Source organism: Oceaniglobus roseus, from assembly GCF_002869745.1.
Taxonomy (GTDB): domain Bacteria; phylum Pseudomonadota; class Alphaproteobacteria; order Rhodobacterales; family Rhodobacteraceae; genus Oceaniglobus; species Oceaniglobus roseus.
The window spans coordinates 46,436-71,711 of record NZ_PNOS01000004.1 but is presented as its reverse complement, the minus strand read 5'-3'; the positions used below and the strand labels follow the sequence as shown (position 1 = coordinate 71,711).

Genomic DNA, 25,276 nt, shown 5'->3' with positions numbered 1-25,276 from the left:
TTTCGTCATACTGCCATTTCCTCTGCCTCACCCGCCTCGGCCTCGATCAGCCGGGGCAGTCTTATGTCGGCCCGCGCGCCGCGGTGCCCGGTTGCATCGAAGGGCTCGGCGTCGCTCAGGGTCAGCGTGCCGCCGTGCTCCTCGATGATCTTCTTGACGATCGGCAGGCCCAGCCCCGTGCCCTGGCTGCGGGTCGTCACGTAGGGTTCGAACAGCCGCGCCCGGTCCTCGGGCAGGCCGATGCCGTTGTCGGAGATCGCGATCTGGATCTCCTGCGCATCCGCCTGCATGGCAACGCGGATCTGCGGCGCGTGCCCGTCCGGCCTGCCCCTCTCGTACAGTGATTCAATGGCTTCGCCGGCGTTCTTGATGAGGTTTGTCAGCGCCTGGTTCAGCATCGTCGCGTCGAAATCGGCCAGCACCGGGGCGGCCGGGATGTCGGCGGTGATCTTCACGTCGTGCTGCCCCGCCTCCTGCAGCGTCACCACGTCGCGCAGGAGCTTTGCCATGTCATGGGTGCGCCGCTCGGGCTCGGGCATGCGGGCGAATTTCGAGAACTCGTCGACGATCCGGCGCAGGTCGTTGGTCTGGCGGACGATGACGCCGGTATACTGTTCAAGTGCCTCGGCATCTTCCTCGGGCAATGCCTTGGAAAACTTGCGCTTTATCCGCTCGGCGGAGAGCTGGATCGGGGTCAGGGGGTTCTTGATCTCGTGCGCGATGCGCCGTGCCACGTCGCCCCAGGCGGCCATCCGCTGCGCCGCGACAAGGTCGGTCACGTCGTCGAAGGCGACGACGTAGCCCTCCAGCTTGCCCGCTTCCGAGCGGCGTGTGGACATGCGCACCAGCAGGCTTTCCAGCTTGCCGCCCCGGCTGACCTTGATCTCCTCCTGCGCCACGTCGCTGCGGCGATTGGCGCGCAGGCGGTCGAACAGCGGGCCGAACTCGGGCACCGCCACGGCCAGCGCCACCGACTGCCCGTCGGATTCGCCGAGTTGCAGCAGCCGCTCGGCCGAGCGGTTGACGAAGGTGACGCGCCCCTTGGGGTCGAGCCCGACGAGGCCCGCGGTGACCGAGGACAGGACGGAGTCGAACAGCCGCCGCCGCCGGTCGATCTGGTCGTTGGTCGCCAGCAGCGTCTCGCGCTGGCCCTTCAGCTGGCGGGTCATCTGGTTGAACAGGCGGCCCAGCATGGCGATCTCGTCGTCGCCCTTCTCCTCCTTCACCTGCACGTCGAGGTCCCCTGCCCCGACCCGCTGCGCCGCGCCGGCCAGCCGCCCCACGGGGCCGGACAGGCGTTCGGCGAACCAGAGGCCCAGCCAGATCGCGGCGAGGATCAGGATGACGGCGAAGCCGAGGTAGACGAGGCCGAACTCGAACAGGATGCGGCCGCGCTCGTTCTCCAGCTGGTTGTAGAGGCGGACGGATTCCTGGGTGTCGTCGAGCAGCGACAGGATCTTGCCGTCGACGTCGCGGCTGACATAGAGTAGCCGGTTGCCCAGCCCGTCGAGACGCCGCAGCGCGCGGAACTCGTTCACGCCCCAGTCCTCGATCACCACGGTCTCGCCCGCCTCGGCGCGCGAGATGTCCTCGGCCGAGGGGCGTTCGTAGTCGAACAGGTAGGAGCGTTCGCCGCGCGCGCGGATGTCGCCGGTGGTGTCGATGACGAAGGCTTCGGAGAGGCCGCGCTGGATCCGGCTCTGACCCTGGGCCAGAAGCTGGCGCATCTCGCCGTCCGACAGCTGGAAGCTGTTGGCGCGGACGGAGGAGAGGAAGGTGGCCAGCGCCTCGGTGTCCGTCCTGAGCGACTGGCGCTGCTCGTCCTCATAGGCCTCGGCCGCGGCGAGCGAGGCGCCGACCACGTTGCGCACCCGGTCCGAGAACCAGCCCTCGAGCCCGACGTTGACCGTGAGGCCCGCGAAGATGGCGACCGTCACCGTGGGGATCAGCGCGATCAGCGCGAACACCCCGGTCAGCCGCAGGTGCAGGCGCGAACCCGCGGACTGCGCCCGCCGCGCCGCCACCATCCGGGCCAGCGCGTTCAGCACCAGCGTGGCGATCACCAGCACGTAGACGAGGTCGGCCAGCAGGACGAGGCGCAGCGTGATCGTGGAGGTGCCCTGGTCGAGCGGGCCGAGGACGAAGAAGGTGGCGAGGGTCAGGACCGGGCCCAGAACCACGAGCCCGAGGGTCGACAGGTTCTGGACACGCTTCATGCGTCGCAGGGCCGCGACACGTTCCCAAGTGACCGTGCGGACACGCCCTGTCACGGGTTTACCCCCAATTTGATGTGGCGCTTTGCGCGCCGTACCGCTCTATCTGGTGGTCTCGCCCCGACTGACGCCGGAGGGCCACACATTCTGTTGCGGTTTTACATCAACTTGCGGCGCCGTGTCACGCGAATATCGAGGTCGGTGATCTTCTTTCTGAGCGTGTTCCGGTTGATGCCCAGCAGATCGGCGCATTTCGCCTGGTTTCCGCCGGTGGCATCCAGCGCGATCTCGATCAGCGGGCCTTCGACCTCGCGCAGGATCCGCTGGTAGAGGCCCGGCGGCGGCAGAAGCCCGCCGTGCAGGTCGAAATACCGCTTCAGGTGCTTGCTGACCGAGCCCGAGAGCTTCTCGCCCTCGCCGCCGCCGACGAGCGGTTCCATCGCCGGCTGGTTGCCGAGCACCGCCTCGGTCTCGGCGCGGCTGATCTCTTCCTCGACGCCCGTCACCATGATCCGGCGCACAGTGTTCTCCAGCTGGCGGACGTTGCCGGGCCAGCTGTAGGCGCGGATCAGCTCCATCGCGTCGTTCGAGAAGCGGCGCGAGGTGTTGCCGTCGCGCTCGGCCCGCTTCAGGAAATGCTCGGTCAGCAGCGGGATGTCGTCCACCCGCTCGCGCAGGGCCGGCACCGACAGGGTAACGCCGCCGAGGCGGTAGAACAGGTCCTGCCGGAACTGCCCGTTCTCCATCTTCGCGGCGAGGTTCGCCTGGGACGAGGCCATGATCCGCGGCGCGTTGTCGGTGAAGCTGTCGAGCATCCGAACGATCCGCGCCTGCGCGTCCTCGTCGAGGTCGCCCACCTCGTCGAACAGGATCGAGCCGCCCCGCGCCTTGGCGATGATCTGCGCCGGGCCTTCCATCGTGGCGAGGTCCGAGACCCCCGCGACGACGAAGGGCTGCGTGCGCCGGTCCGAGAAGTCGTGGATGGCCCGGGCGATCAGCGACTTGCCGGTGCCGGATTCGCCGATGATGAGCACGGCGAGGTCGGTGTTCATCACCCGCGCGACCAGACGGTAGAGCGCCTGCATCGCGGGCGTGCGGCCCACCAGCGGCAGGTCGTCGCTGGGCAGGCCGGTCTTCGCGGGCTTCGGCGGGGGCGCGCGGCGCTTGACCTCCAGCGCGCGGGCGGCGCGCTTCATCAGGTCGGGCAGGTCGAAGGGTTTCGGCAGGTAGTCGTAGGCATCGGCCTCGGCGGCCTGGATCGCCGTCATGATGGTGTTCTGGGCGGAAATGACGATCACCGGCAGGCCGGGACGTTCCACCGCGATCTTCGGCAGCGCTTCCAGCCCGTTGCCGTCGGGCATGATGACGTCGGAGATCACCAGGTCGCCCTTCCCCTCCTCGACCCAGCGCATCAGCGTGACCATGGAGGAGGTCGCATGCACCTTGCACCCCGCCCGGGTCAGCGCCTGGGTCAACACGGTGCGGATCGTGCGGTCGTCGTCGGCGACAAGTACGGTTCCATCCATCAGTCGTTGGTCCTTGCAAGAGTACGGATGTGTCGGGTCATGCCTCGTCCCCGTCGCGCGCGTCCTTCGGTGCGACCGGCAGGGACAACCTGAATACGGTGTGCCCCGGCACGGAATCAACCGAGATCCAGCCGTTATGCTCGGAGATGATCTTGCTGACCAGAGCCAGACCCAGGCCGGTGCCGTTCTCGCGGCCCGAGACGAAGGGTTCGAAGATGTCGGCGGCGATCTCGGGCGGCAGGCCCGGGCCGTCGTCGATGATCTCGACCTGGAGCGGCAGCGCCCCGTCGCCGCCGTCCTTGCGGCGCAGGCGCAGCGACAGGTCGTAGAAGGTGCGAAGCGTGATCGTGCCGCCCTCGGGGCCCGCGGCCCCGGTCGCGTTCCTGAGCAGGTTCAGGAACACCTGGAGCAGCTGGTCGGCGTCCACGAAGGTCGGCGGCAGCGAGGGGTCGTATTCCTCGGTCATCCGCATGTGCCCGGCGAAGCCGACCATCGCCGTCTTGCGGGCACGGTCCAGCAGGTCGTGGATGTTGATCGCCTTCTTCAGCGGCGGGCGGAGGTTGCCGAACTGCTCCACCTGGTCCAGCAGCGCGACGATGCGGCGGCTCTCCATCACGATCAGGTCGGTCAGTTCCAGATCCTCGCCCGACAGCCCCATGGACAGGAGCTGCGCCGCCCCGGTGATGCCGGCGAGCGGGTTCTTGATCTCGTGGGCCAGCATCTCGGCCATGCCGATGGCCGAGCGCGCCGAGGTCTGCACCTGGTAGGCGCGCCCCAGCCGGTCGGCGATCTGGCGCGGCTCCAGCAGGACCAGCACGAAGCCCGGCATGCCGATCATCGGGCCGATCTGGACGTTGCACTGGACCGGCGGACGCTGGCCGGTGCCGACGTCGACGTTGTTGATGAACAGGGCCCCCTGGTCGCGGCGGACGCGGGTGAACGCCTCTTCCAGCGGCGCGTCGATGGCGAGGCGGTCGAACACCGGGGCGCCGCGCATGGAGCGGGCGGAGGCGTTCAGGAACTGCTCGGCGGCGGGGTTGATCTCGGAAATCATGTCGCCGGGATCGAGCAGCAGCGCGGGCAGCGGCAGCGATGTCCAGAGCGACTCGGACAGCGCGCTCATGCGGCGAGCGCCTTCGCCTGGCCCTCGGCCATGGCGTCGGGCAGCAGCGCGGGCACCTGCCCGGGGGCCGCCGTCAGCACGCGCCTGCGCAACGCGGGCTCGGTGCCCGCATGGTCCATGTACCAGCCGAGGTGCTTGCGCACGACCTTCGCGCCGAGGTCGCGGCCGTAGAAGGACAGCGCCGCTGCGTAGTGTCCCGCCACGAGGTCGGCCAGCGCCGCGCCGGTCGGCACCTCGGGCGCGGGCGCGCCGGTGAGCGATGCCGCGACCTCGGACAGCCGCCACGGCACGCCCTGCGCGCCCCGCCCGATCATCACGCCCGCCGCGCCCGAAAGCCTGAGCGCGTCGCGGGCGTCGTCGGCGTTGCGGATGTCGCCGTTGGCGATCACCGGCACCGACACCGCGTCCACCACCGCCCGGATCGCCGCCCAGTCGGCGCGGCCGGTGTAGAACTGGCAGCGGGTGCGGCCGTGGATCGTGATCATCCGCACCCCCGCCGCCTCGGCCCGCCGCGCGAGCTCGGGGGCGTTCAGCAGCGCGTCGTCCCAGCCGAGCCGGGTCTTCAGCGTCACCGGCACCTTTACCGCGCCCACCACCGCCTCGATCAGCCCGAGCGCGTGGTCGAGATCCTTCAGCAGCGCCGAGCCGGAATAGCCGTTGACCACCCGCTTCGCCGGGCAGCCCATGTTGATGTCGATGACCTCGGCCCCGTTCGCCTCGACCATCCGCGCGGCCTCGGCCATCCAGTGCGCCTCGCGCCCCGCCAGCTGCACCGCCGTCCGCGCCTCGCCGAAGCCCAGCTCCGCCTTCTCGCGCATGCCGGGCTTGGCCTGAACCATCTCCTGGCTTGCCACCATCTCGCTGACGACGAGACCCGCGCCGAAGCCTGCGACCAGGCGGCGGAACGGCAGGTCGGTGATGCCGGCCATGGGGGCCAGCAGGACGGGAGTGTCGAAGAGGGTGCGCGTCACGGCGTCGTTGCTCAATCGTTGTGCAATTGCCTGAACTGCTATCGCCGACGGCGCCGAAACGCAAACCGGCGTCATCGCCGAATCGTCCCGGAAGGCAGGGTAATCTTCCGCTGCACAAAAAAAGTGCAGATGCGCCGCCCCGGCGCTTTGCATTGTGACCGGAATCGCCATGACGTAGTTACCGAAGATGCCGCGGGCCGCACCGCGGCCACAGCGCGGGGACGGCAGGATGACGACAGCGGCGGTGATCGTGGCCGCGGGACGGGGCACGCGGGTGGGCGGGCCGGTCCCGAAGCAGTGGCGCGACCTTTGCGGCCGGGTGGTGCTGGCGCGCACGCTCGACGCCTTCCGCGGGGCACCCGGCGTCTGTCACGTCGTGCTGGTGCTCCACCCCGAGGACATGGGCCTTGCTCCGGGCTATACCGCCCTGCCCGAGGTCAGCGCGGTGCCCGGCGGCGCAAGCCGGGGCGAGAGCGTGCGCGCCGGGCTGGAGGCGCTGGAGCGGTTGGGCGTCGAGCGGGTGCTGATCCACGACGCCGCCCGCCCCCTCGTCAGCCAGGCGCTGATCGCCAGGGTCTGCGCCGTGCTCGACACCTCGCCCGGCGCGGCGCCGGCCCTGCCCGTCACCGACGCCCTGTGGCAGGGCGCCGCGGGAAAGGTCCGTGGATTGCAGGACCGGGAGGGCCTGTTCCGCGCACAGACCCCGCAGGGCTTCCACCTGGCCGCGATCCTCGCCGCCCATCGCAACCACCCCGGCATGGCGGCCGACGACGTGGCCGTGGCCCATGCCGCCGGTCTTCCGGTTGCCATCGTCGACGGGGACGAGGATAACCTGAAGATCACCACCGAGGCCGACTTCACCCGCGCGGCCCGAATCCTGGAGCGCACCATGGACATCCGCACCGGCAACGGTTTCGACGTGCACGCCTTCTGCCCGGGGGACCACGTCACGCTCTGCGGCGTTCGCGTCCCCCACGACCAAGCCCTGCTCGGCCATTCGGACGCCGACGTGGGGATACATGCCGTGACCGATGCGATCTACGGCGCGCTGGCCGAGGGCGACATCGGCCGCCACTTCCCGCCGTCCGATCCGCAGTGGAAGGGCGCCGCCTCGCACATCTTCCTGACCCATGCAGTCGAACTTGCGGCGCAGCGCGGGTTCCGCATCTCCAATGCCGATTGCACGCTGGTCTGCGAGGCGCCGAAGATCGGGCCCCACGCCGCGGCGATGCAGGCCGAGATGGCGCGCATCATGGGACTCGAGCAAGGTCGCGTCTCGGTCAAGGCCACCACGTCCGAGCGGCTGGGCTTCACCGGGCGGGGCGAAGGCATCGCCGCGCTCGCCACCGTCACGCTGGTGACGCCATGAGGCTGTCGCATCTGGTCGCCACCGTCTGCGGCATCGGCCACCTGCGCCCCGCCTCGGGCACCTGGGGCTCGCTCGCCGCGCTGCCGCTCGCCTATCTTCTGATCGTCGCCGGCGGCCTCTGGCTGTTCCTGCCCGCCATCGTCGCCGCCTATGCCGCCGGGCTCTGGGCGACGCGGGTCGAGACGGCGGGAAAGGCGAACCACGACCCCTCGGAAATCGTCATCGACGAAGTGGTGGGACAGTGGATCGCGCTGCTGCCGATCGTCCTCGGCGTGCAGATGACGGGAGCCGCGCCCGAGCGGCTCTGGCCCGGCTGGATCGGCGCCTTCCTGATGTTCCGCCTTTTCGACATCTGGAAGCCCGGTCCCATCGGCCGCGCCGACCGGCGGAACGATTTCCACGGCGTGATGCTTGACGATGTGCTGGCCGGTGTCGCCGCGGCCGTCGTCACCGCCCTTGCGGCGGCCATTGCCCATGGAGTGCTGATGTGACCCTTTCCGCCGAGACCCTGCTTCAGAAGGCGCGCGCCGCCCGCATGATGGTGGCCACCGCCGAAAGCTGCACTGGAGGGCTTCTGGCGGGGGCGATCACCGAGATTCCCGGCTCGTCCGAGGTGTTCGAACGGGGCTTTGTCACCTATTCCAACGCCGCCAAGGTCGAGATGCTGGGCGTCTCGGAAACCACCCTCACCCAGCACGGCGCGGTCAGCGAACCGGTGGCGCGCGAGATGGCCGAAGGTGCGCTGGCCTGGTCGGCGGCGGATCTCGCGGTGTCGATCACCGGCATCGCGGGCCCCGGCGGATCGGAGTCCAAGCCCGAGGGCCGGGTCTGCTTCGGACTGGCGCGCACCGGCACCCAGCCGCAGACCTGGACCCGCGACTTCGGCGCCATCGGCCGCGCCGAGGTCCGGCGCAGCAGCGTGGACTTCGCGCTGGCGCTGCTGCTGGAGGCCCTGGGCGACGGCGCTCAGACCGCGCCGGCCAGTTTCCGGCGATAGGAGAACAGGCAGAACACCTCGGCCGTGCGGCGGCGTTCGGGGCGCGGGGTCAGCGGCGGCAGGGCGCGCGGAACCCGGCGCGGCATGACCGTGTCGGGACGGGCGCGGCGGCCCCAGTCGAAGTCGGCGTCGCGATACGACAGGGCGGCCACAGGGCGTTTGGCCGGAGCGGGGGAGCAGATGATGAGGCGCATGTGGCGATCTCCTTGTTTGGCCCTCCCATATGCGCGGCGAACTGTGAAAACTTCGTGGCCTTATTCAGGAAAAGTTAGCAATTACAAATACATGGTTAACGCGCCACACAAGGCACGTTGACCCGACCGTCAGCCGTGCAGCGCCGCCGCCCGCCGTTCGAAGGCGCGCACGATCCGCTGCATGGCATCGTTGAAGAACATCCCCGCCGCGGTCTGCAAAATCCGGTTCTTGAACTCGAAATCGACGAAGAACTCGACCTCGCAACCGCCCTCCACGTCCCGGAAGCTCCACTTCGAGATCATGTGCTTGAATGGGCCGTCCAGGTACTCCGTGTCGATCTTCATGTCCTCGGGCCACAGCGTGACCTTGCTCGCGAAGCGTTCGCGGAAGACCTTGAACGAGATCACCAGGTCCGCCTCCATCACCTCTCCGCCCTCGATGGGCCGGGTCGAGCGGACGCGCGCCGCGGCGCACCAGGGGAGGAATTCGGGGTAGCTGCCGACGTCGGCGACCAGATCGTACATCTGTTGCGCGGTATAGGGCAGCTTTCGGGTTTCGTGATGTGTGGGCATGTCTTATCTGTTTCCGGGCGTCCGGGTCGATGTCGGCCATGGGGCACCATAAATCAAGGGGGCGTCATGGCGCAGCCGGCCTATGCGATCGACCAGATGATCTCGGCCAAGTCCATCGCGGCGCGGATCGAGGCGCTGGCGAAGGAGATCAAGGCGCATTACGGCGAGACCGAGAAGCTGGTCGTCGTCGGGCTGCTGCGCGGCTCGTTCGTGTTCATCGCCGACCTCGTGCGCGAGCTCGACATGAACGTGGAGGTCGATTTCCTGGAGGCGTCGAGCTATGGCAACGCCACCGAGAGCAGCCGCGAGGTCAGGATACTCAAGGATCTGCGGGGCGAGATCGGCGGGCGCGACGTGCTGGTGGTCGAGGACATCGTCGACACCGGCTTCACCCTGCTCCACGTCACGCGGATGCTGCTGAACCGGGAGCCGCGGCGGCTGGAGACCATCGCCCTGCTCGACAAGCCCGCCCGCCGCGAGGTCGACATCAAGGCGACCTGGACCGGCTTCGAGATCCCCGACGAGTTCGTGGTGGGCTACGGCATCGACTACGCGCAGAGAAACCGCAACCTGCCCTTCATCGGCAAGGTGCGCTTCCTCGACGAGGGCGCATGAACCTCCACTGGCTGCTGCGCGCGGCGCAATGGGCGCGCCATCCCCCTTCGCCCCGCCGGGTCAAGCTGGTGCTGGCGGTGATCGCCATCTGCCTGATTCTTCTCGCGATCGAGCATTTCGTGGGCTGGCCCGAGGCGCTGAGCCTAGATCCCGCCCGGCGCGCGCCGGTGCTGCGCTGATCCCTTTCCAATTCCCCGCCATGGTCTACCATCGCCCTGTTTCTCAGAAAGGACGCCGTCGATGCCCCCGTTCCTGCGCTGGCTGATCTTCCTCGCCCTCGTCGGCTCCCTCGGCTTCTGGTTCCTCACCCGCCCCGAACCGCTCGCCGCCGACGCGCTGGACGGGCTGACCGGCGATGCGGCGGCGGGAGAGCGGGTGTTCCTGGCCGCGGGCTGCGCCTCCTGCCACGTCGCGCCTGATGCGGAGAAGTCCGACGGACCGCCGGTGCTGGCGGGGGGCGAGGCCTTCACCACGGATTTCGGCACCTTCTATGCCCCGAACATCTCGCCCGACCTCGAGCACGGGGTCGGCAGCTGGAGCGACCTCGAGCTTGCCAGCGCCATCCAGCGCGGCGTCGGACCGGGCGGCGAGCACCTCTATCCCGTCTTTCCGTACGATTCCTATATCAGGGCCCAGACCGGCGACATCGTGAACCTGATCGCCTACCTGCGCACCCTGCCCGCCTCGGAGACGCCGAGCAGACCGCACGACGTGTCCTTCCCGTTCAACATCCGCCGCCTGATGGGGGGCTGGAAACTGCTCTACCTCGACCGCGACTGGGTGGTGACGGGCGACCTGACCGAGGAACAGCAGCGCGGCCGTTACCTGGTCGAGGCGCTCGGCCATTGCGGCGCCTGCCACACGCCGAGGAACCTCCTTGGCGGGCCGAAGGCGGGCGCCTGGCTCGCCGGAGGGCCGGACCCGAACGGCAAGGGAAAGATCCCGAACATCACGCCGGGCGGGCTCGACTGGTCGGAGGACGAGATCGTGGAATACCTCACGAGCGGCTTCACCCCCGAATACGACACGGTGGGCGGCGCGATGGTGGCGGTGGTCGACAAGATCTCGAAGCTGCCCGGGAGCGACCGGGCGGCCATCGCGGCCTACCTGAAGGCGGTGCCGCCGCATCCGTGAGGTTCGCCGCCCCACTTTCGGCGTCGCGCGGGCCGAAAGTGCGGGACCGGGGGCCAGCCCCCGGACCCCCGGGATATTTGGGAAGCAAAGATGGGGGGCCGGGCAGACCGGCTGACGGTCAGAGGGCGGCGAGCTTCTTCAGGCGGGCTTCGCGCAGGCGCTGGAAGTCGTCGCCGGCATGGTAGCTCGACCGGGTCAGCGGCGTCGCCGAGACCATCAGGAAGCCCTTGCCGAGGGCGGCCTTCTCGTAGGCGGCGAATTCCTCGGGCGTCACGAAGCGGTCGACACGGTGGTGCTTCGGCGTCGGTTGCAGGTACTGGCCGATGGTGAGGAAGTCGATGTCGGCGGCGCGCATGTCGTCCATCACCTGGCGCACCGCCTGCGCGTCCTCGCCGAGGCCGACCATGATGCCGGACTTGGTGAACATCGCCGGATCCAGCTCCTTCACCCGCTGGAGCAGGCGCAGGGAGTGGAAGTAGCGCGCACCGGGGCGCACCTCGGGATAGAGGCCGGGAACGGTCTCGAGGTTGTGGTTGAAGACGTCGGGCTTCGCCTCGACCACCTTCTCGAGCGCCTCGGGGCCGCATTTCAGGAAGTCGGGCGTCAGGATCTCGATCGTGGTGCCCGGCGCCTGACGGCGGATCGCGCGGATCGTCTGGGCGAAGTGCTCGGCGCCGCCGTCCTCCACGTCGTCGCGGTCGACCGAGGTGATGACGACGTGGTTCAGGCCCAGCTTCTTCACCGCATCGGCCACGCGCCCCGGTTCGAACACGTCGAGCGCATCGGGGCGGCCCGTGGCGACGTTGCAGAAGGTGCAGCCGCGGGTGCAGATCTCGCCCATGATCATCATGGTGGCGTGGCCCTGGGACCAGCATTCGCCCACGTTGGGGCAGCCCGCCTCTTCGCAGACGGTGCTGAGCCTGTGCTCGCGCATGATGGCGCGGGTCTTCTGGTAGCCGTCGCCGGTGGGCGCCTTGACGCGGATCCAGTTCGGCTTCTTCGGCTGGGCGCTGTCGGGGCGGCGCGCCTTTTCGGGATGGCGCTGGTCCGGGATCTTCAGGTCACGCATGTCGGTCCTTCCTTTGCCCCTCATATAGACCCTTCCGGCGGGGATGTCGCGGCCCGTTTCCGAAGATGTGTCCTGCCCTCGGCACATGGCGCTCAGCCGAGCACGGGGCCGAACCTGTCGCGCAGCATCGCCACCGTCGCCGCGTCGTTCCCGGCCACCAGCGTGCCCTCGGTCAGCGTCGCATCGTAGGCGCGACCGTCGAGCATCAGGGCGGCGCCCCCGGCCTCGCGCACGCAGAGTTCGCCCGCGGCGTGGTCCCAGGCGTTGAGGCCGCCGTTCACCAGGAAATCGACCCGGCCCTGCGCCAGCAGGCGGTATTCGTGGCAGGAACAGCGGAAGGTCGTGGCCCGGCGGAAGCCGAGCATCGCCTCGGCCGCGGCGGCGCGGCGGGCGTCGGGGAACATGAAGACCGGCACGAAGCCGGTCATCGCGGCGGGGTCGGCCTCCCGCGAGACGGACAGGCGCTGCGGCGCCGCGCCCTCGCGGCAGAACCACGCGCCGCCGCCGGGACGCGCCATCACCCAGTCGTCCATCACCGGATCGTAGAGCAGCCCGAAGACGCAGCGGCCCCGCACCGTCACCGCGAGGATCACGCCGAAGACAGCGACGCCGCTGGCGAAGTTCCAGGTGCCGTCAACGGGATCGAGGATTACCACCAAATCGCCGCCGATCCGTTCCAGCACGCCCGGATCGGCCGAGACGGCCTCTTCGCCGACCACCAGCGCATCGGGCAGGATCCGCCGCACGCCCGCGGTCAGCGCGGCCTCGGCGGCGGTGTCGGCCTCGGTCACGAGGTCGTCGGGGGCGGTCTTCGCGCTGACCCCGGCGGCGTCGAGCCGCCGGAACCGCGGCAGGATCTCGGCCTGCGCCACCTGCCGCACGAGCGCGACGAGCGCGTCCTCGATCCCGGTGCCGAGACCCTGCTCCGCCTTGCCGCTGTCCATGATCGCCCTGCTCCCGCGCTGTTGCCGCGCGACCCTAGCGGGGGCCGCAGGCGGCAACAACCGGATCAGCCGACCATCGCCGCCCACCGGCCCTCGACCGTGTCGTAGTAGCGACGCAGCCGCTGCAGGGCGATCCGCAGCACGATCTTGCCCGAACGCGCGGCCCAGCCCATGCGCCGCTCGATGCTCTCCATCCCCTCGAGGCAGCAGCAGCAGCGCAGCGCCACGTCCGACAGCCCCGGCCCGAGGTCCGCCAGCGCCCGCCCGAGCCTGAGGCGCGCCATCTCGGGGCCGGGCGCCATCAGCGCGTCGCCTTCGGGCAGGTCCCCGGCCGCCGCGGCGAGCAGCGCCTCGAGCGCCGGCGGAGTCTTCAGCCCTGCGAGCGCCAGTTCGTAATCCTCGCGCATGCGCTCGGCCGCGGCCACCAGGTCGTCGGTCAGGAAGGGCGTGCCGTCGCGTTCGCGCCGGCGCGCCAGCGCCAGCAGCGGGCTTTCCGCGGCGCCGTAGCGCATCCGCAGGCTGCCGACCTCGGGTCCGCGATTGGTCGCGGGACGCAGCGCCGCGGCCTGATCCAGCTGCTGCTTCAGCGCCGCGCGTCCCGAGGCGGTGATCGCGTAGCGGGTGATCTTGCCGCTGACCGTGGCGGTGATCCAGCCGCGGAGGGCCATCACCTCGGCCACCGCGCAGGGCAGCACGGCCGTGCGCACGGTGTCGCCCGCGGGTGTCTGGCGCACGACGACGGCGTTCTCCATGCCGGTGGCGATGGCCAGGCAGGCGCCGGGTTCGCCGAGGCGGCGCAGCGCCCGGCGGATGTCCTTGTCGAGTGTCGCGGGATCGGTGACGGCAGGGGGAATGGAAACGTGGTGCATGTGAACATCGTCTCTGGTGGGGGGAAGTTCGGAAGTGCGCCGGACCGTCGCCGCCCCGAGCCGCCGCAGCGCGCGGTCGACCAGCGGATCGTCGCGCCGCTGCTCCAGACGGCGGACACGGCGCAGCACGGTGGAGGCGTGGCAGCCCTCGGCCCGGGCGAGGGAGCGGATCGAGGTTCCCTGTTCGGTATGGGCGAGATAGACCCGCGCCGCGGACGGCACCCATTCGGGCATCAGCCCGTCTGCCTGTTGGTTCGACATGGTCTTGTCCCCTCTTCACTGGCCGAGGCACCGGTTGTGTCCACAGGCTTATCCCCAGCAGCCACAATCCTTGGTTGCAATTCTTAGCGGTTGGTTAACAATCGGGCGCATTTCGCAGAATGCTTCCAATTCGTAAACAAATTTGAGGATCAGCGAACGCTGGCTCCCCGCTTCGGCAACGCCCCCCCTGCCCGTGCCATGGTGCCCCGCATCCGAACCTACGACAGGAGCGAAAGCGCCATGACCCGTTGTTCCGAAACCGTTCTGTCCAACCTGCGCCGTCCGCGCCTGCTGATCCGCGCGGCCCGGTTCGCGCTTGGCGACTACGACCGCGCCCGCGGTCTTGCCCGTGTCCTCGGACCCGGTGCCGCGGGCGGCGGCGGCGCCACGCTGGATCACCTGATCGCCTGCGAGGCGGAGCTGGAACAGGACCGCAGGAGCGGCAGCGCCGGGTATTGCATCGCCCGCCACATCGAGGTGCTGGTGGCCCTGATGGCCGAGGCGCGGCAGGCGCTTTCGCCGGACGTGCGCGCCTGAGATGCGCGCCGGTGCTGCGTCCCCTGCCCGTCCAGGCGGCGGCAAGGATATGCGCCGCCGTCAGGGCGACCGAGAGGCCAGGCAGCATGAGGAACAGCGCGCCCCCGGCTCGTTCCGTCGCCGCGTTGAAGGGCGGCATCAGGTCCTGCCGGGCACGGGCCGCGCCCAGGGCGGCGGCGGTCAGCGGTTCACGGTCCCCGGCTTGCGCGCCTCGCCCATCCAGATGACCGACGTCAGAGGCAGCGGTCCGAACACGAGGTCGAACCGCCGGTTCACGCCCCGCGGCCCGAGGCCCCGCCGCCCTCCGGTAACGAGGCCCGCGCGATGCAGCGCCCTCTCCATCTCCTCCGGGCGGATGAACTTCTCCGGATCGTGGGTTCCCTGCGGCAGCACGCGCAGCAGGTCCTCGGCCACGGTGATCGCCGCGAACCGCGCCAGAGCGGTGCGGTTGATCGTGTCGTACAGGAACAACCCGCCCGGAACCAGCACCCGCGCCACCTCGGCCAGCACCCGGTCGAGGTCGGCGACATGCTCCAGCACGTCGACGCAGACGACGATGTCGAAGCTTGCGTCGCCGTGGGGCAGATCCTCGCCCGCGCCCACGTCATAGGCGATGTCGAGCCCCTCCTGCGCCCCATGGGCGCGGGCCGCGGCGATGGCCTGCCCGGCGGGGTCGATACCGGTTACGCGGGCGCCGCGCCGCGCCAGCGCCTCGGCCATGAAGCCGCCCGCGCAGCCGAGGTCGAGCACCCGCCGGCCCTCCCACTCCGCCAGCCTGTCGAACCACTTCAGCCGTCCCGGCACCATGTTCTTCAGGGTGCGCACCCAGCGGATCTCGTCGCTCCACCAGTGCGCGGCGGCCGTGTCGTAGATGGCGAGGTCGTTGCGGCGGCGCTCAGCCACGGGCGTCTCCGTCGCTCGTGACCGCCGACGGGACCGCCGGCTGGACGGGCGCCGCGCTCACAGGCGAGCCTCCAGCATCGGGCGGACCGCCACCCGCGCGCCCAGCCGGGCGCCCAGCAGGAACATCCCCCCGAGCTTGCGCTGGAGATAGAGCACGTCCATAGGCAGCGGCGGCGGGACGAAGCCGTCCTCGGCCAGGGCGATCCCTTCCTGCCGCATCCGCCCGGTCAGCGCGGTATCGGTGAAATCGAACGGCCCCTCGCCGCGCAGCTCGTCGAACACCATCCCGATCATGGCGAGGATCCGCGACCGGTGGCGCGGCGCGACGGCGGGCCCGAGCACCCCGATCGCCTCCGCCGCCGCGGCGATGCCCGGCGCGTCGTCCGCCAGCCCCGCCGCCATCATCTGCCGACAGGCGGCGACGGTGTCGGCGCCGAAGGCCCGGGTCGCGCCGAAGTCCAGCAGCACGATCCGCCCGCTCGCCGGATCGAAGCGGTAGTTTGCGAAGTTCGGGTCGGTCTGCATCAGTCCGAAGTCGAACAGCTCGCGCAGAACCAGTCCGACGAGGTCGCCCGTGACCCGCTCGCGGGTCGCCGGGTCGCGGGCGGCGACCGATTCGATCGGCTCGCCCGGCGCGAAGGACATCGCCAGCACCCGCGGCGTCGACCAGTCCGCATGGCACTGCGGCACCGCGAAGGCCGGATCGCCCGCCAAAAGCGCGCCGAACCGCGTCATCTGCGCGGCCTCGGCCAGATAGTCCGTCTCCTCGTGCAGCTGGCGCCGCGCCTCGGCGAGATAGGGCGCAAGGTCGAACCCCTCGGGCACCAGCCCGGCCATGCGGACCAGGGCCGCGACGTTGCTCACGTCGCTGTCGATGCTCCGCGCGACGCCGGGATACTGCACCTTCACCGCAAGGTCGCGCCCGTCCTTCAGCTGCGCGCGGTGCACCTGCCCGATCGAGGCCGCGGCCATGGGTCGGACATCGAACCGCGCGAAGGCCCGCCGCCACTCCGTCCCCCACTCGGCGTCGAGCACGCGCTTCAGCTGTGCGGGCGGCATGAAATGGGCGTCGTTGCGCAGCCGGGCCAGCACCTCGGCCAGCTCCGGCGGCAGCACATCGCCGGTGTCCATCGAGATCAGCTGGCCGATTTTCATTGCCGCGCCGCGCATCCGCGCAAGGTCGTCGGCGAAGCGGCGCGCGTTGGCGGGGGTCATCAGCAGTCTGCGGAACCCGGGCCGCTGCCCGCGGGCAAGGCTGCGCGCCCCGTTCCACGCCACGTCGCCCGCAATTCCCCCGACCATGGAGCCAAGCCGCGCCAGCCGCGCGATGCGCCCCGAGGGCACCGCAAGCGGCCGTCCCCCCGACTGATCCATCGCCATGTCGCACCTCTCTGCCTGTGCGGGGCGACATATCGCGGGGGCCTCCACAATCAACGCGCCGCCCCGGATCCGGGTGCGACGCGCTGTCTCACGTCCCGTCTGCGGGGCCGGCGGCCTGCCGCATCAGGTCCATTCGACCTCGGTGAAGGACATGACGTCGCCGGCGTTCCATCCGCCGTCCGAGTAGGTCCAGTCGATCTTCTCGAAATTCAGGGACAGATCCTCCAGCGGCACCTGTCCGTCGCGGGCCGTGCCGATTTCGGCCGAGAGGGTGCCGTCGACCCTGCCGTCGCCATCGAGGTCGATGCCGAAGAAGACAAAGCGGTCGCCGTCCTCGTCGACCGCCTGGCCCATGGTGGCGATGTCGCACCAGTCCTTGTGATCGTGGTCGAGCACGGTGCGCGCGCTGTCCCCGAGGCTCTGGATCACCGTCCACTGCTTGTGGGCGCTGTCCCTGCTCTCCCCGTCGATGTCACCGATCTTCATGTAGACAGGCATGGCGATCTCCTTATTCGTCCGGAATGGGCGCCCTCGCGGTGCGGCGCCGGGATCGGAGGATCATGCCGGGAAGACCCCCCGCGGCACAGTCCGGTAATCCGGACCCTCGCCGGAGCGCACGAGATCGACACGGCCGGGTATCGCAATGTTGCGGCACGGGAGATGCGGCCAACCCATCGGGACTCCGCCGATCCATGTGATGCAAGACGACGCGGTGCCTGAGGACGGTGCCAAACAAGACCGCGGGCCGCGCCGGCCTCAGAAATCGTAGAACTCGAACCAGACCTCGTGCAGCACCTGCTCGGCGCTGAGCCCCATGAACCGGATCCGGTGGCCGTTCGAGACGAGGTCGGTCCAGAGCGGCGCTAGGTCGTTGCCCTCCTGCTCGACGTAGGAGCCCGCGAACTCGGCGTCGGAGAAGTTGCCGAAGACGACGACGTCGCCGGCGCTGCCGAGCGTGCAGTCGAGGATGACGTCGACCTCGCCCGGGCGCCGTTCGGGAAAGACGAAGGCGTCGATGCCCGCGCCGCCCTGCAGGATGTCGTCGCCGGTGTCGCCGTACAGGACATCGTCCCCGTCGCCGCCGCGAAGCGTGTCGGCGCCGCTTCCGCCGACCAGGGTATCGCGCCCGTTCTCGCCGTTCAGCATATCGTCGCCGGCGCCGCCGGAGAGGATGTCCTGCATCGCGCCGCCGAGGAGCGTATCCGCGTCGTTGCCGCCCTCCAGGCTGTCGTCGCCGCCGCCGCCCGAAAGAATGTCGGTGCCGGGTCCGCCGAGCAGCAGATCGTCACCGCCCTCCCCGAACAGCCTGTCGTTCCCGTCGCCACCGCGCAGCGTGTCCTCGTCGCTGCCGCCAAGCAGCAGGTCGTCGCCCTGCCCGCCGTCGAGGCTGTCCCAACCCGTGGCGCCCCGGATGGTGTCGTTGCCCGCCCCGCCCAGAAGCAGGTCTGCCGCGGCGAAACCGTTGATCGCGTCGTTGTCGAGTCCTCCGAGGATCGTATCGCCGTTCCCGCCGCCCCGAAGCGTGTCGTCCCCGGCCTGCCCAAGCAGCTGGTTGGCGCCCGCCGTCACGCTGAGGACGTCGTTGCCGGTGCCTCCGATCAGGGTGTCCGCCCCGGCACCGCCGCGCAGGATGTCGTCGCCGCCGTGGCCGCGCAGCAGGTCGTCTCCCAGGCCGCCGTCAGCCTGATCGTCGCCGCCGCCGCCGAGCAGCGTGTCGTTGCCCGCCTCGCCCAGCAGCCGGTCGTTCCCGCCGCCACCGTCGAGGCGGTCGTCGTCGTCGCCGCCGAGCAGAGTGTCGTCGCCCGTCTCGCCCAGCAGCGTGTCGCGCCCCTCGAGGCCGAACAGGAGATCCTGGCCGCCGCCGCCGAGGATCCGGTCGTGCCAGTCGTCGCCGCGAACAGTCTCGTCGGCCGCGGTCCCGAAGAAGCGGACCGAAGGGATGTGGTAGACCTCGACCGGCGTGGACCAGACCGTCTCGGTGTTCCCGGCCCCGTCGACGAAGCTGTAGCGCAGGCGGATCTCGGCCCCGAGATGGGATTCGTACACGTGGAAGACGTCCTCGGCAGAGCGGGGCCGGCCGTCCACGAACCAGGTCACGACCTCGGGGCCGGCGATGCCGTCGGGATCCGAGACGTCGGAGAGGTCGGGGCGCAGCACTTCGCCCGGCCGCGCCTCGCCCCATATCCGCGGATGGCCCTGCGCGGGTGCCGAGAGAATGACGACCGGTTCGGTCGGGGCGCTCAGGATCTGCCGGGTCAGGCCGTCGGCCGTGACATAGGTGATGCCGAGCGCGATCTGCTCGCCGTCGTGCAAGCGACCGGGGATGTAGGTATCGACCACCTCGTTCAGGATCGCGTTGTCCCGGGTCACCGACAGCCAGGAATAGCTGCGCGGTGCATCCCCGATCAGCGCGTCCAGCGCCGCGAGGTCGACCGTCAGGGGCGCCCCCACCCGCGCGTCGCCGAGGATCAGGTCGCCCCCCGGAAGCGGCACCGTGTCGCGGACCGTGATGGCGACCCTGGCGGAGCTCGGGTCGTGCAGCGGGACCACGCCCGGACCGGGCTGGACGGTGGCGTTGCTGACCGAGACGTCGATCCGGTGGGCCTCGCTCGGCTCCGCGAGGAAATCGAGGGCCGCGGAAAAGCGGATCGGGATGACGACCTCCGTCGGACCGCCCGCGACCGTCACGATCTGCCCGCTCCGCCCCAGCGGACCTCCGTCATCGGACATGAAATCGGCATCGAGCCCTGCGAGCTGCCACGACCAGTTGGTGACGCCGGGCGTCAACCCGCTGACGATCACGTCGAAGGCGATGCCCTCGCCTTCATGCACCGTGCGCGCGCTGAGCGCCACGATGTCGACGACCGCATCTGGCATGGAAAGGGCCCTCCGTCGTGACTGTCGGAGCGACCCACGTCAGGCAGCGTTGTCGCGGTCCCGCTTTCCTGTCAAGCGGCGCGTGCAGGTCGCCGGACCGGATGGCCGGGGGGCGATGGCGGAACGTCAGTCCCAGACCGCTCCGAGAACCACGCGCGAGCCTTGACCGCGTTGCCAGGAGTGGACGTCGAGCCCACAGGGCGGTGCAACTCGCCAGGCACTTTGCGCCGGGCCCGGTGGTCGCGCAGCGTCTGGAGAGAGCGAGGATTCCCCTCGGCATCCCCGGACCGAGCCGAGAAGCACCCGAACTGCCGCAATCATCTGATCTTGTGGCGGACCCATCAGGATTCGAACCTGAGGCCTCTGCCTTCGGAGGGCAGCGCTCTATCCAGCTGAGCTATGGGTCCGTGCCGGGGTTCTATAGTCTGCCCCGTCGGCCCCCGCAACGGAAATCGGGGGGCTTCAGGCAAAGAGCTCGTGGCAGAACTCCAGCGCCTCGACCAGGGCGTCGACCTCGGCGCGGGTGTTGTAGAGGCCGAAGGAGGCGCGGCATGTCGCGTTCAGCCCGAGGTGATCCATCAGCGGCCCGGTGCAGTGCTGCCCGGCCCTGACCGCGACACCCTTCTTGTCGAGCACGGTCGAGATGTCGTGGGCATGGGCCGGCCCGTCCAGCGTGAACGAGAAGATCGCCCCCTTGCCCGGCGCATGTCCCTGCACCTGCAACCAGTTCAGCCCCGAGAGCCGCGACTGGGCGTAATCGCGCAGGTCGGCCTCGTGGGCGGCGATGTTCTCCATCCCGAGCCCGGTCATGTAGTCGAGCGCGACGCCGAGGCCGATCTGCTGGACGATGCCCGGCGTGCCGGCCTCGAACTTCATCGGCGGGTCGTTCCAGGTGATGGCGTCCTTGTGGACCTCGCGGATCATGTCGCCGCCGCCGAGGAACGGGCGCATCTCGGCCATCCGCTCGGCCCGGACATAGATCGCGCCCGACCCCGAGGGGCCGTAAAGCTTGTGACCCGTGATCGGGTAGAAGTCGCAGCCGATGTCCTGCACGTCCACCGGCCCGTGCACCGCGGCCTGCGAACCGTCGACCAGCGTGGCCACGCCCCGCTCCCGCGCGCCGGCGCAGATCGCCTTCACGTCCACCCGGGTGCCGAGCACGTTCGACATGTGGGTGATGGCGACGAGCTTCGTCCTCGGCCCGATCGCCTCCAGCACCTTGGCGGGGTCGAGCGCGCCCGTCTCGTCCACGTCGACCCATTTCAGCACCACGCCCTGCCGTTCGCGCAGGAAGTGCCAGGGAACGATGTTGGCATGGTGCTCCATCACCGAAAGCACGATCTCGTCCCCCGCCTCCATCCGCGGCATGGCCCAGCCGTAGGCGACCATGTTGATCCCCTCGGTGGTGCCCGTGTTCATCACGATCTCGTCTTCGCTCGCGGCGTTGAGGAATCGCGCGATCTTGCCGCGGACCGCCTCGTACTGTTCGGTCGCGAGGTTCGAAAGGTAATGCAAGCCCCTGTGGACGTTGGCATATTCCATCGAGTAGGCGCGCGTCACCGCGTCGATCACCACCTGCGGCTTCTGGGCCGAGGCACCGTTGTCGAGATAGACCAGGGGCCGGCCGTTGACCTCGCGTGACAGGATCGGGAAATCCGCGCGCACCGTGTTCACGTCGTACATCGTCACACCATTCCGGGGATCGAGACCCCGACCAGAGCCAGAAGAAGCGACAGCCCGAACGCGAAGCCGAAGCCCGCCAGGACGATCGTCAGGAACACCCGCCCGAGCGAGGTGAAGCCGTGCGCCGCCGCGATGAAATGCGTCAGAAGCCACATGAAGACGACCAGGCCCAGGATCCCGATCGCCCAGGCCACCGGGGCCAGGACCAGGATCGCGAGGGTCTGCACCACCTGCAGGCAGACCATGATGAACTGAAGCCAGACGACCAGCACCAACCCGTCCTGGAACCGCCCGGTGCCGCCGAAGGCCCGGCCGACCCAGAAGATCGCGAAGACGACCATGACCAGCAGCGAAAGCTGGATCATCCCGATGGTCAGCGGGCTGATGAAGCCGACCGGCGCCTCGGGCGAGCCCATGCCGGCGGCAAGGAGGATGACGTTGGTGATCTCGGCCAGCAGGATCGACAGCACGACCACCAGCGCCAGCGCCTGCCACAGCACGTCGCGCCCGAGGTTCAGCGCCATCAGCCGCTCGGCCATCTCGCGCGGCGCCTTCAGCGTCTCCACCGCCATGGGCAGCAGCACCGAAAGGTTCATCATTGCGCCGTCTCCCCGCGCTCCAGCGTCGTCAGTCCTGCGATCCAGATCGCAAGGAAGGCGCCGAGCGCGACAAGCCCGGTCGCGTTCAGCGCCGCCCCCGCGCCCAGGAAACCCGCGACGAGCCCCCAGAGCAGCCAGAGCGGCGAGGCGGCGAGCAGCGCCCAGAACAGCGCCATCCGCGCGCCGAACCAGCTGCCCCGCCCGCCCATCAGCCGCGCGACCAGGTGCGACAGGGCGGCGAGCGCATAGAGGAAGAGCGGCGCGATGATGAGCCAGCCCAGCAGCGCGCCCGCCATCAGGCCGTTCAGCTCCTGCCCCGTGAGGAAGGCCTCGCGCGACAGCCGCGGCCACTGGGCGACGAAGATCAGCCCGCAGGCCAGCATCACCGTCACCAGCGCCCGGTCCTCCCGCGCCGGACCCGACGTGCGGCGGCGCAGGACCGCGCCCGGCCGCACGTAGGAGGCTGCGATGTCGCGGGTCAGCGCCATGCTCTCACCGCCGTCGCGCCAGCCAGGCTTCGAGCCGGGACAGGATCTCGGCCGCGATGCCCTGGTCGTCGATCTCCTCGATCGCCTCGGCGAGGAAGGAGAGCACCAGCAGATCCTCGGCCGCCGCCTTCGGCACCCCGCGCGAGCGCAGGTAGAACAGCGCCGTCTCGTCGATCGCCCCGGTGGTCGAGCCGTGGGAGCAGGCGACGTCGTCGGCATAGATCTCGAGCTCGGGCTTGGCCAGGAACTGGCTGTCGTCGTCCAGGAGCAGCGCCTGGCTGATCTGGTAGCCGTCCGTCTTCTGCGCCCCGGCCTTCACCAGGATCTTGCCCTGGAACACGCCCGTGGCGCCGTTCCTGAGCACGTTCTTGAACACCTGCCGGCTTTCGCAGTCCAGCGCGTCGTGGGTGATGAACACCGTGTCGTCGTGGTGAAAGTCGCCGTCGCCGACCGAGGCGCCCGCGACATGGGCCACGCCCTCGTCGCCGGTGAACTCGATCACGCATTCGTTGCGCGTCAGGACTCCGTTCATGGTCAGCGTGAAGGACTTGAACACCGACTCCGCGCCGAGCCGCGCGAAGACATGGGTCATCGTCCGCCGCTCGTGATCGCGCCCCTGCACGCGGATGTGGTCGAAGCGCCCGCCGTCGGCCACCTCGACCTCCATCACCTTGGAGAAGCGCGAGGCGCCCGGACCGCTTTCCAGCACCGACAGCGCGGCACCGGATTCGACGCGGATGCAGTGGTGCACCATCGCGTCCGACGCGGCCGCGCCGTGGTGATAGACCAGCGCCACCGGCTTCTCGGCCTTGCCGGTCGCGCGGATCACCACGCCTTCGGCCGCGAAAGCGGTATTCAGCGCGGCAAGCGTGCGCGGCACCGGCGACTGGCCCCGCGCCTCCAGGACGCCAAACAGGTCCTTGGCCCAGTGGATGTCGGCCGCCGCCGCATCCCCCAGCCTCTCGATCTCGACCCCGCCGAGGGACGGGTCGTCGGATTGCGCCGGATCGAACACGCCGTCGACGAAGACCAGCTTCACGCTGTCGATTTCGCCGAAGATCGGCGCCTCGCCCGCGTCGAACACCGCCGCCTCGGGTGCGTCGGGGGCGACCAGCGACTCGGGCCGGGTCCATTTCCAGTATTCGTCGCGCCGCCCGGGCAGACCCATGGCGTTGACGCGCGACAAGGCCTCCTCGCGCGCCGCGGTCGCCCACTTGGCGCCCTCGGGCATCCTCAGCGCGGCGGTCCGCGCCGCGGTCGCGTCGGCTTTGGGTTGGGGAAGTGCCATCACGCCTCCTCCGCCAGGATCCCGGCGTATCCGTTGGTTTCGACTTCCAGCGCCAGGTCGGGGCCGCCGGTCTTCACGATGCGGCCGTCCGCCATGATATGCACCACGTCGGGGCGGATGTGGTCGAGCAGCCGCTGGTAGTGGGTGATGACCAAGAACGACCGGCCTTCCGAGCGCAGGGCGTTCACCCCGTCCGCCACCAGCTTCATCGCGTCGACGTCGAGGCCCGAGTCGGTCTCGTCCAGCACGCACATCTTCGGCTCCAGCATCGCCATCTGCAGGATCTCGTTGCGCTTCTTCTCGCCGCCCGAGAAGCCCACGTTGACGGGCCGCTTCAGCATGTCGGCATCGATCTGCAACTCCTTCGCCTTCGCACGGATCTCCTTCAGGAAATCGGTCGAGGACATCTCGGCCTCGCCCCGCGCCTTGCGCTGCGCGTTCACCGCCGTCCGAAGGAAGGTCATGTTGCCGACGCCCGGGATCTCGACCGGGTACTGGAACGCCAGGAACAGCCCGGCCGCCGCGCGCTCCTCGGGCTCCATCTCCAGCAGGTCCGCGCCGTCGAGCGTCGCCGCGCCCTCGGTCACCTCGTAGCCGTCGCGCCCGGACAGCACATAGGACAGCGTCGACTTGCCCGACCCGTTCGGCCCCATGATCGCATGGACCTGGCCGGCGCCGACCTCAAGATCGACCCCCTTCAGGATCTGCTTGTCCTCTTCCTCGAGCTTCACGTGCAGGTTGCTGATCTTCAACATCTTTCCATCCTCTTGTCTCGTCTCGCGGGGTATGCCCGCCTCATCCCTGATCCGGCAGCCGGTCCACGTAGGCCCGTGCCGCCGCCTGTTCCACCGCACCCCGCGCGACCAGCAGGTCGAGACAGCGCACGGCGACGTCGAAACTCTCGATCACCGTATCGGCGAGGATCGCGAGGTGCTTCAACCCCTCGTCGCCGATCCGGTCCGGGGCGCGCAGCGACCGCAGGAACACCGCGTCCCCGTCCAGAAGCTGGTTCGCGTGCCCCTTCTTGTTCAGCTGCGTGTTCATGCCCCCCCTCAGCGAGAACGCCTTGAGGAACAGGAACTTGTGCAGGTCGAACCCGAGCGGCCGCAGAAACCCCATTTGCGCGTCCAGCAGCGGCTGATCGACATAAAGCGGCACGAACCCCACCTCGGTGATCACCGCAGCACATCCCGCCAGCTTCCCCGCCGCGCCGGAATAGACCTGAAGTTCAGCCCCTTGCACGTCGATCTTCAACAGATCGAACCCCGGGATCTCGTCCAGGTCGTCCAGCCGCACCGTCTTTACCGGCACCTCCTTCTCGACCCGCGTCGGACTGGCGAGCCGCTGGAAGAAGGCCGCCGTCGCCGGGTCGGGCTTCAGCAGCGACGAGAGCGAGATCGACCTGCAGACATTGAACACCGCCTCCGAGCCGTCGCCAACCGCCACCGGCAGATAGGTCCTGCCCTCGCCCTGCGTCAGCCGCGCGAAGGCCCGCTCCTCCGGCTCGAACCCCCAGACCTCGCAGGCGCCCATCTCCATCAGGTCGCCATAGGGATTGTCGTTGATAGGGTTCGCACCCACCTCGACCACCCGCGTCCGCCGCGCGGGCGCCAGCAGCGCGATCAGGGCCTCCGCCCGCTCCCTGTCGAACAGCCTGCCCACG

26 protein-coding genes and 1 tRNA gene are annotated in these 25,276 nt (G+C 69.7%); 7 read left to right on the top strand and 20 right to left on the bottom strand.

Going from position 1 to position 25,276, the window contains the following annotated elements; genetic code table 11:
- Positions 1-5 precede the first annotated feature (5 nt).
- From A7B20_RS03560 to dusB, 4 genes are all read right to left on the bottom strand, one after another.
- Positions 6-2,216 carry a sensor histidine kinase NtrY-like gene (locus A7B20_RS03560; protein ID WP_102107181.1) on the bottom strand — a complete coding sequence of 737 codons (2,211 nt, stop codon included), beginning with the start codon at positions 2,214-2,216 and terminating at the stop codon, positions 6-8.
- 155 nt (positions 2,217-2,371) lie between these two features.
- The gene (locus A7B20_RS03555) at positions 2,372-3,739 is read right to left on the bottom strand and encodes a response regulator (RefSeq protein ID WP_102107180.1); all 1,368 of its coding nucleotides are present in this window, start codon (positions 3,737-3,739) and stop codon (positions 2,372-2,374) included.
- A 37-nt stretch (positions 3,740-3,776) separates the two neighbouring features.
- Positions 3,777-4,862 carry a two-component system sensor histidine kinase NtrB gene (locus A7B20_RS03550; protein ID WP_102107179.1) on the bottom strand — a complete coding sequence of 362 codons (1,086 nt, stop codon included), beginning with the start codon at positions 4,860-4,862 and terminating at the stop codon, positions 3,777-3,779.
- The gene (gene dusB / locus A7B20_RS03545) at positions 4,859-5,833 is read right to left on the bottom strand and encodes a tRNA dihydrouridine synthase DusB (RefSeq protein WP_281260088.1); all 975 of its coding nucleotides are present in this window, start codon (positions 5,831-5,833) and stop codon (positions 4,859-4,861) included. The genes A7B20_RS03550 and dusB overlap by 4 nt, the downstream gene beginning before the upstream one ends.
- 229 nt (positions 5,834-6,062) lie before the next feature.
- Here dusB and A7B20_RS03540 point away from each other — a divergent pair, with 229 nt between their 5' ends.
- From A7B20_RS03540 to A7B20_RS03530, 3 genes are read left to right on the top strand one after another with little or no spacing between them, the layout of a single operon-like run.
- Positions 6,063-7,202: a bifunctional 2-C-methyl-D-erythritol 4-phosphate cytidylyltransferase/2-C-methyl-D-erythritol 2,4-cyclodiphosphate synthase gene (locus A7B20_RS03540; protein WP_102107177.1), complete on the top strand. Its 1,140-nt coding sequence runs from the start codon at positions 6,063-6,065 to the stop codon at positions 7,200-7,202.
- Positions 7,199-7,693 (top strand): phosphatidylglycerophosphatase A family protein, encoded by a 495-nt coding sequence (locus tag A7B20_RS03535; protein ID WP_102107176.1) that lies wholly within the window; start codon positions 7,199-7,201, stop codon positions 7,691-7,693. Before A7B20_RS03540 ends, A7B20_RS03535 begins: the two co-directional genes overlap by 4 nt.
- Positions 7,690-8,199 carry a CinA family protein gene (locus tag A7B20_RS03530; RefSeq protein ID WP_281260087.1) on the top strand — a complete coding sequence of 170 codons (510 nt, stop codon included), beginning with the start codon at positions 7,690-7,692 and terminating at the stop codon, positions 8,197-8,199. Before A7B20_RS03535 ends, A7B20_RS03530 begins: the two co-directional genes overlap by 4 nt.
- Here A7B20_RS03530 and A7B20_RS03525 read toward each other — a convergent pair.
- Both A7B20_RS03525 and A7B20_RS03520 read right to left on the bottom strand, forming a co-directional pair.
- Positions 8,169-8,393, bottom strand: coding sequence for a hypothetical protein (locus A7B20_RS03525; protein WP_102107175.1), 225 nt, complete (start codon positions 8,391-8,393; stop codon positions 8,169-8,171). The genes A7B20_RS03530 and A7B20_RS03525 overlap by 31 nt on opposite strands.
- Before the next feature lie 129 nt (positions 8,394-8,522).
- Positions 8,523-8,966, bottom strand: coding sequence for a type II toxin-antitoxin system RatA family toxin (locus A7B20_RS03520; RefSeq protein WP_102107174.1), 444 nt, complete (start codon positions 8,964-8,966; stop codon positions 8,523-8,525).
- A gap of 66 nt (positions 8,967-9,032) precedes the next feature.
- Between A7B20_RS03520 and hpt the strand changes: the two genes are divergently transcribed.
- The 3 genes from hpt (at position 9,033) to A7B20_RS03505 (ending at position 10,715) form a co-directional block, all read left to right on the top strand.
- The gene (gene hpt, locus A7B20_RS03515; protein ID WP_102107173.1) at positions 9,033-9,581 is read left to right on the top strand and encodes a hypoxanthine phosphoribosyltransferase; all 549 of its coding nucleotides are present in this window, start codon (positions 9,033-9,035) and stop codon (positions 9,579-9,581) included.
- Complete coding sequence (locus A7B20_RS03510; RefSeq protein ID WP_102107172.1) at positions 9,578-9,760, top strand: hypothetical protein; 183 nt, start codon at positions 9,578-9,580, stop codon at positions 9,758-9,760. The genes hpt and A7B20_RS03510 overlap by 4 nt, the downstream gene beginning before the upstream one ends.
- 61 nt (positions 9,761-9,821) lie before the next feature.
- Entirely contained in the window at positions 9,822-10,715 is an 894-nt protein-coding gene (locus A7B20_RS03505) for a c-type cytochrome (protein ID WP_102107171.1), read from the top strand.
- 118 nt (positions 10,716-10,833) lie between these two features.
- Here the strand turns inward: A7B20_RS03505 and lipA are convergent, their stop codons facing one another.
- From lipA to A7B20_RS03490, 3 genes are all read right to left on the bottom strand, one after another.
- Positions 10,834-11,784 carry a lipoyl synthase gene (gene lipA, locus A7B20_RS03500; protein ID WP_102107170.1) on the bottom strand — a complete coding sequence of 317 codons (951 nt, stop codon included), beginning with the start codon at positions 11,782-11,784 and terminating at the stop codon, positions 10,834-10,836.
- A 92-nt stretch (positions 11,785-11,876) separates the two neighbouring features.
- Positions 11,877-12,728, bottom strand: coding sequence for an inositol monophosphatase family protein (locus tag A7B20_RS03495; RefSeq protein WP_102107169.1), 852 nt, complete (start codon positions 12,726-12,728; stop codon positions 11,877-11,879).
- Between the two features lie 65 nt (positions 12,729-12,793).
- Positions 12,794-13,858 (bottom strand): DUF6456 domain-containing protein, encoded by a 1,065-nt coding sequence (locus A7B20_RS03490; protein WP_102107168.1) that lies wholly within the window; start codon positions 13,856-13,858, stop codon positions 12,794-12,796.
- Positions 13,859-14,098: 240 nt separating this feature from the next.
- On the opposite strand from A7B20_RS03490, the gene A7B20_RS03485 reads away from it, so the two are divergent.
- Positions 14,099-14,395, top strand: coding sequence for a DUF6477 family protein (locus A7B20_RS03485; RefSeq protein ID WP_102107167.1), 297 nt, complete (start codon positions 14,099-14,101; stop codon positions 14,393-14,395).
- 180 nt (positions 14,396-14,575) lie between these two features.
- Here A7B20_RS03485 and ubiG read toward each other — a convergent pair whose 3' ends face one another.
- The 11 genes from ubiG to A7B20_RS03430 all read right to left on the bottom strand — a co-directional run bounded on the left by ubiG (position 14,576) and on the right by A7B20_RS03430 (position 25,275).
- A complete protein-coding gene (gene ubiG / locus A7B20_RS03480; RefSeq protein WP_102107166.1) occupies positions 14,576-15,298 on the bottom strand; it encodes a bifunctional 2-polyprenyl-6-hydroxyphenol methylase/3-demethylubiquinol 3-O-methyltransferase UbiG in 723 nt (240 codons plus the stop codon).
- A gap of 57 nt (positions 15,299-15,355) precedes the next feature.
- Entirely contained in the window at positions 15,356-16,678 is a 1,323-nt protein-coding gene (locus tag A7B20_RS03475; protein ID WP_102107165.1) for an ABC1 kinase family protein, read from the bottom strand.
- 123 nt (positions 16,679-16,801) lie between these two features.
- Complete coding sequence (locus A7B20_RS03470) at positions 16,802-17,176, bottom strand: Hcp family type VI secretion system effector (protein ID WP_102107164.1); 375 nt, start codon at positions 17,174-17,176, stop codon at positions 16,802-16,804.
- A 258-nt stretch (positions 17,177-17,434) separates the two neighbouring features.
- Positions 17,435-19,555: a calcium-binding protein gene (locus tag A7B20_RS03465; protein WP_102107163.1), complete on the bottom strand. Its 2,121-nt coding sequence runs from the start codon at positions 19,553-19,555 to the stop codon at positions 17,435-17,437.
- Positions 19,556-19,885: 330 nt separating this feature from the next.
- Positions 19,886-19,962 (bottom strand) — tRNA-Arg (locus A7B20_RS03460).
- A 55-nt stretch (positions 19,963-20,017) separates the two neighbouring features.
- On the bottom strand, positions 20,018-21,238 hold the full coding sequence (locus A7B20_RS03455) for a cysteine desulfurase (RefSeq protein ID WP_102107162.1): 1,221 nt from the start codon (positions 21,236-21,238) through the stop codon (positions 20,018-20,020).
- Positions 21,239-21,240: 2 nt separating this feature from the next.
- Positions 21,241-21,837, bottom strand: coding sequence for a Yip1 family protein (locus A7B20_RS03450; protein ID WP_102107161.1), 597 nt, complete (start codon positions 21,835-21,837; stop codon positions 21,241-21,243).
- Positions 21,834-22,325 carry a YIP1 family protein gene (locus A7B20_RS03445; protein ID WP_102107160.1) on the bottom strand — a complete coding sequence of 164 codons (492 nt, stop codon included), beginning with the start codon at positions 22,323-22,325 and terminating at the stop codon, positions 21,834-21,836. The genes A7B20_RS03450 and A7B20_RS03445 overlap by 4 nt, the downstream gene beginning before the upstream one ends.
- 4 nt (positions 22,326-22,329) lie before the next feature.
- Positions 22,330-23,613: a Fe-S cluster assembly protein SufD gene (sufD, locus tag A7B20_RS03440; protein ID WP_102107159.1), complete on the bottom strand. Its 1,284-nt coding sequence runs from the start codon at positions 23,611-23,613 to the stop codon at positions 22,330-22,332.
- Positions 23,613-24,368: a Fe-S cluster assembly ATPase SufC gene (gene sufC / locus A7B20_RS03435; protein WP_102107158.1), complete on the bottom strand. Its 756-nt coding sequence runs from the start codon at positions 24,366-24,368 to the stop codon at positions 23,613-23,615. The genes sufD and sufC overlap by 1 nt, the downstream gene beginning before the upstream one ends.
- 40 nt (positions 24,369-24,408) lie before the next feature.
- On the bottom strand, positions 24,409-25,275 hold the full coding sequence (locus A7B20_RS03430) for an FkbM family methyltransferase (RefSeq protein ID WP_102107157.1): 867 nt from the start codon (positions 25,273-25,275) through the stop codon (positions 24,409-24,411).
- Position 25,276 lies beyond the last annotated feature (1 nt).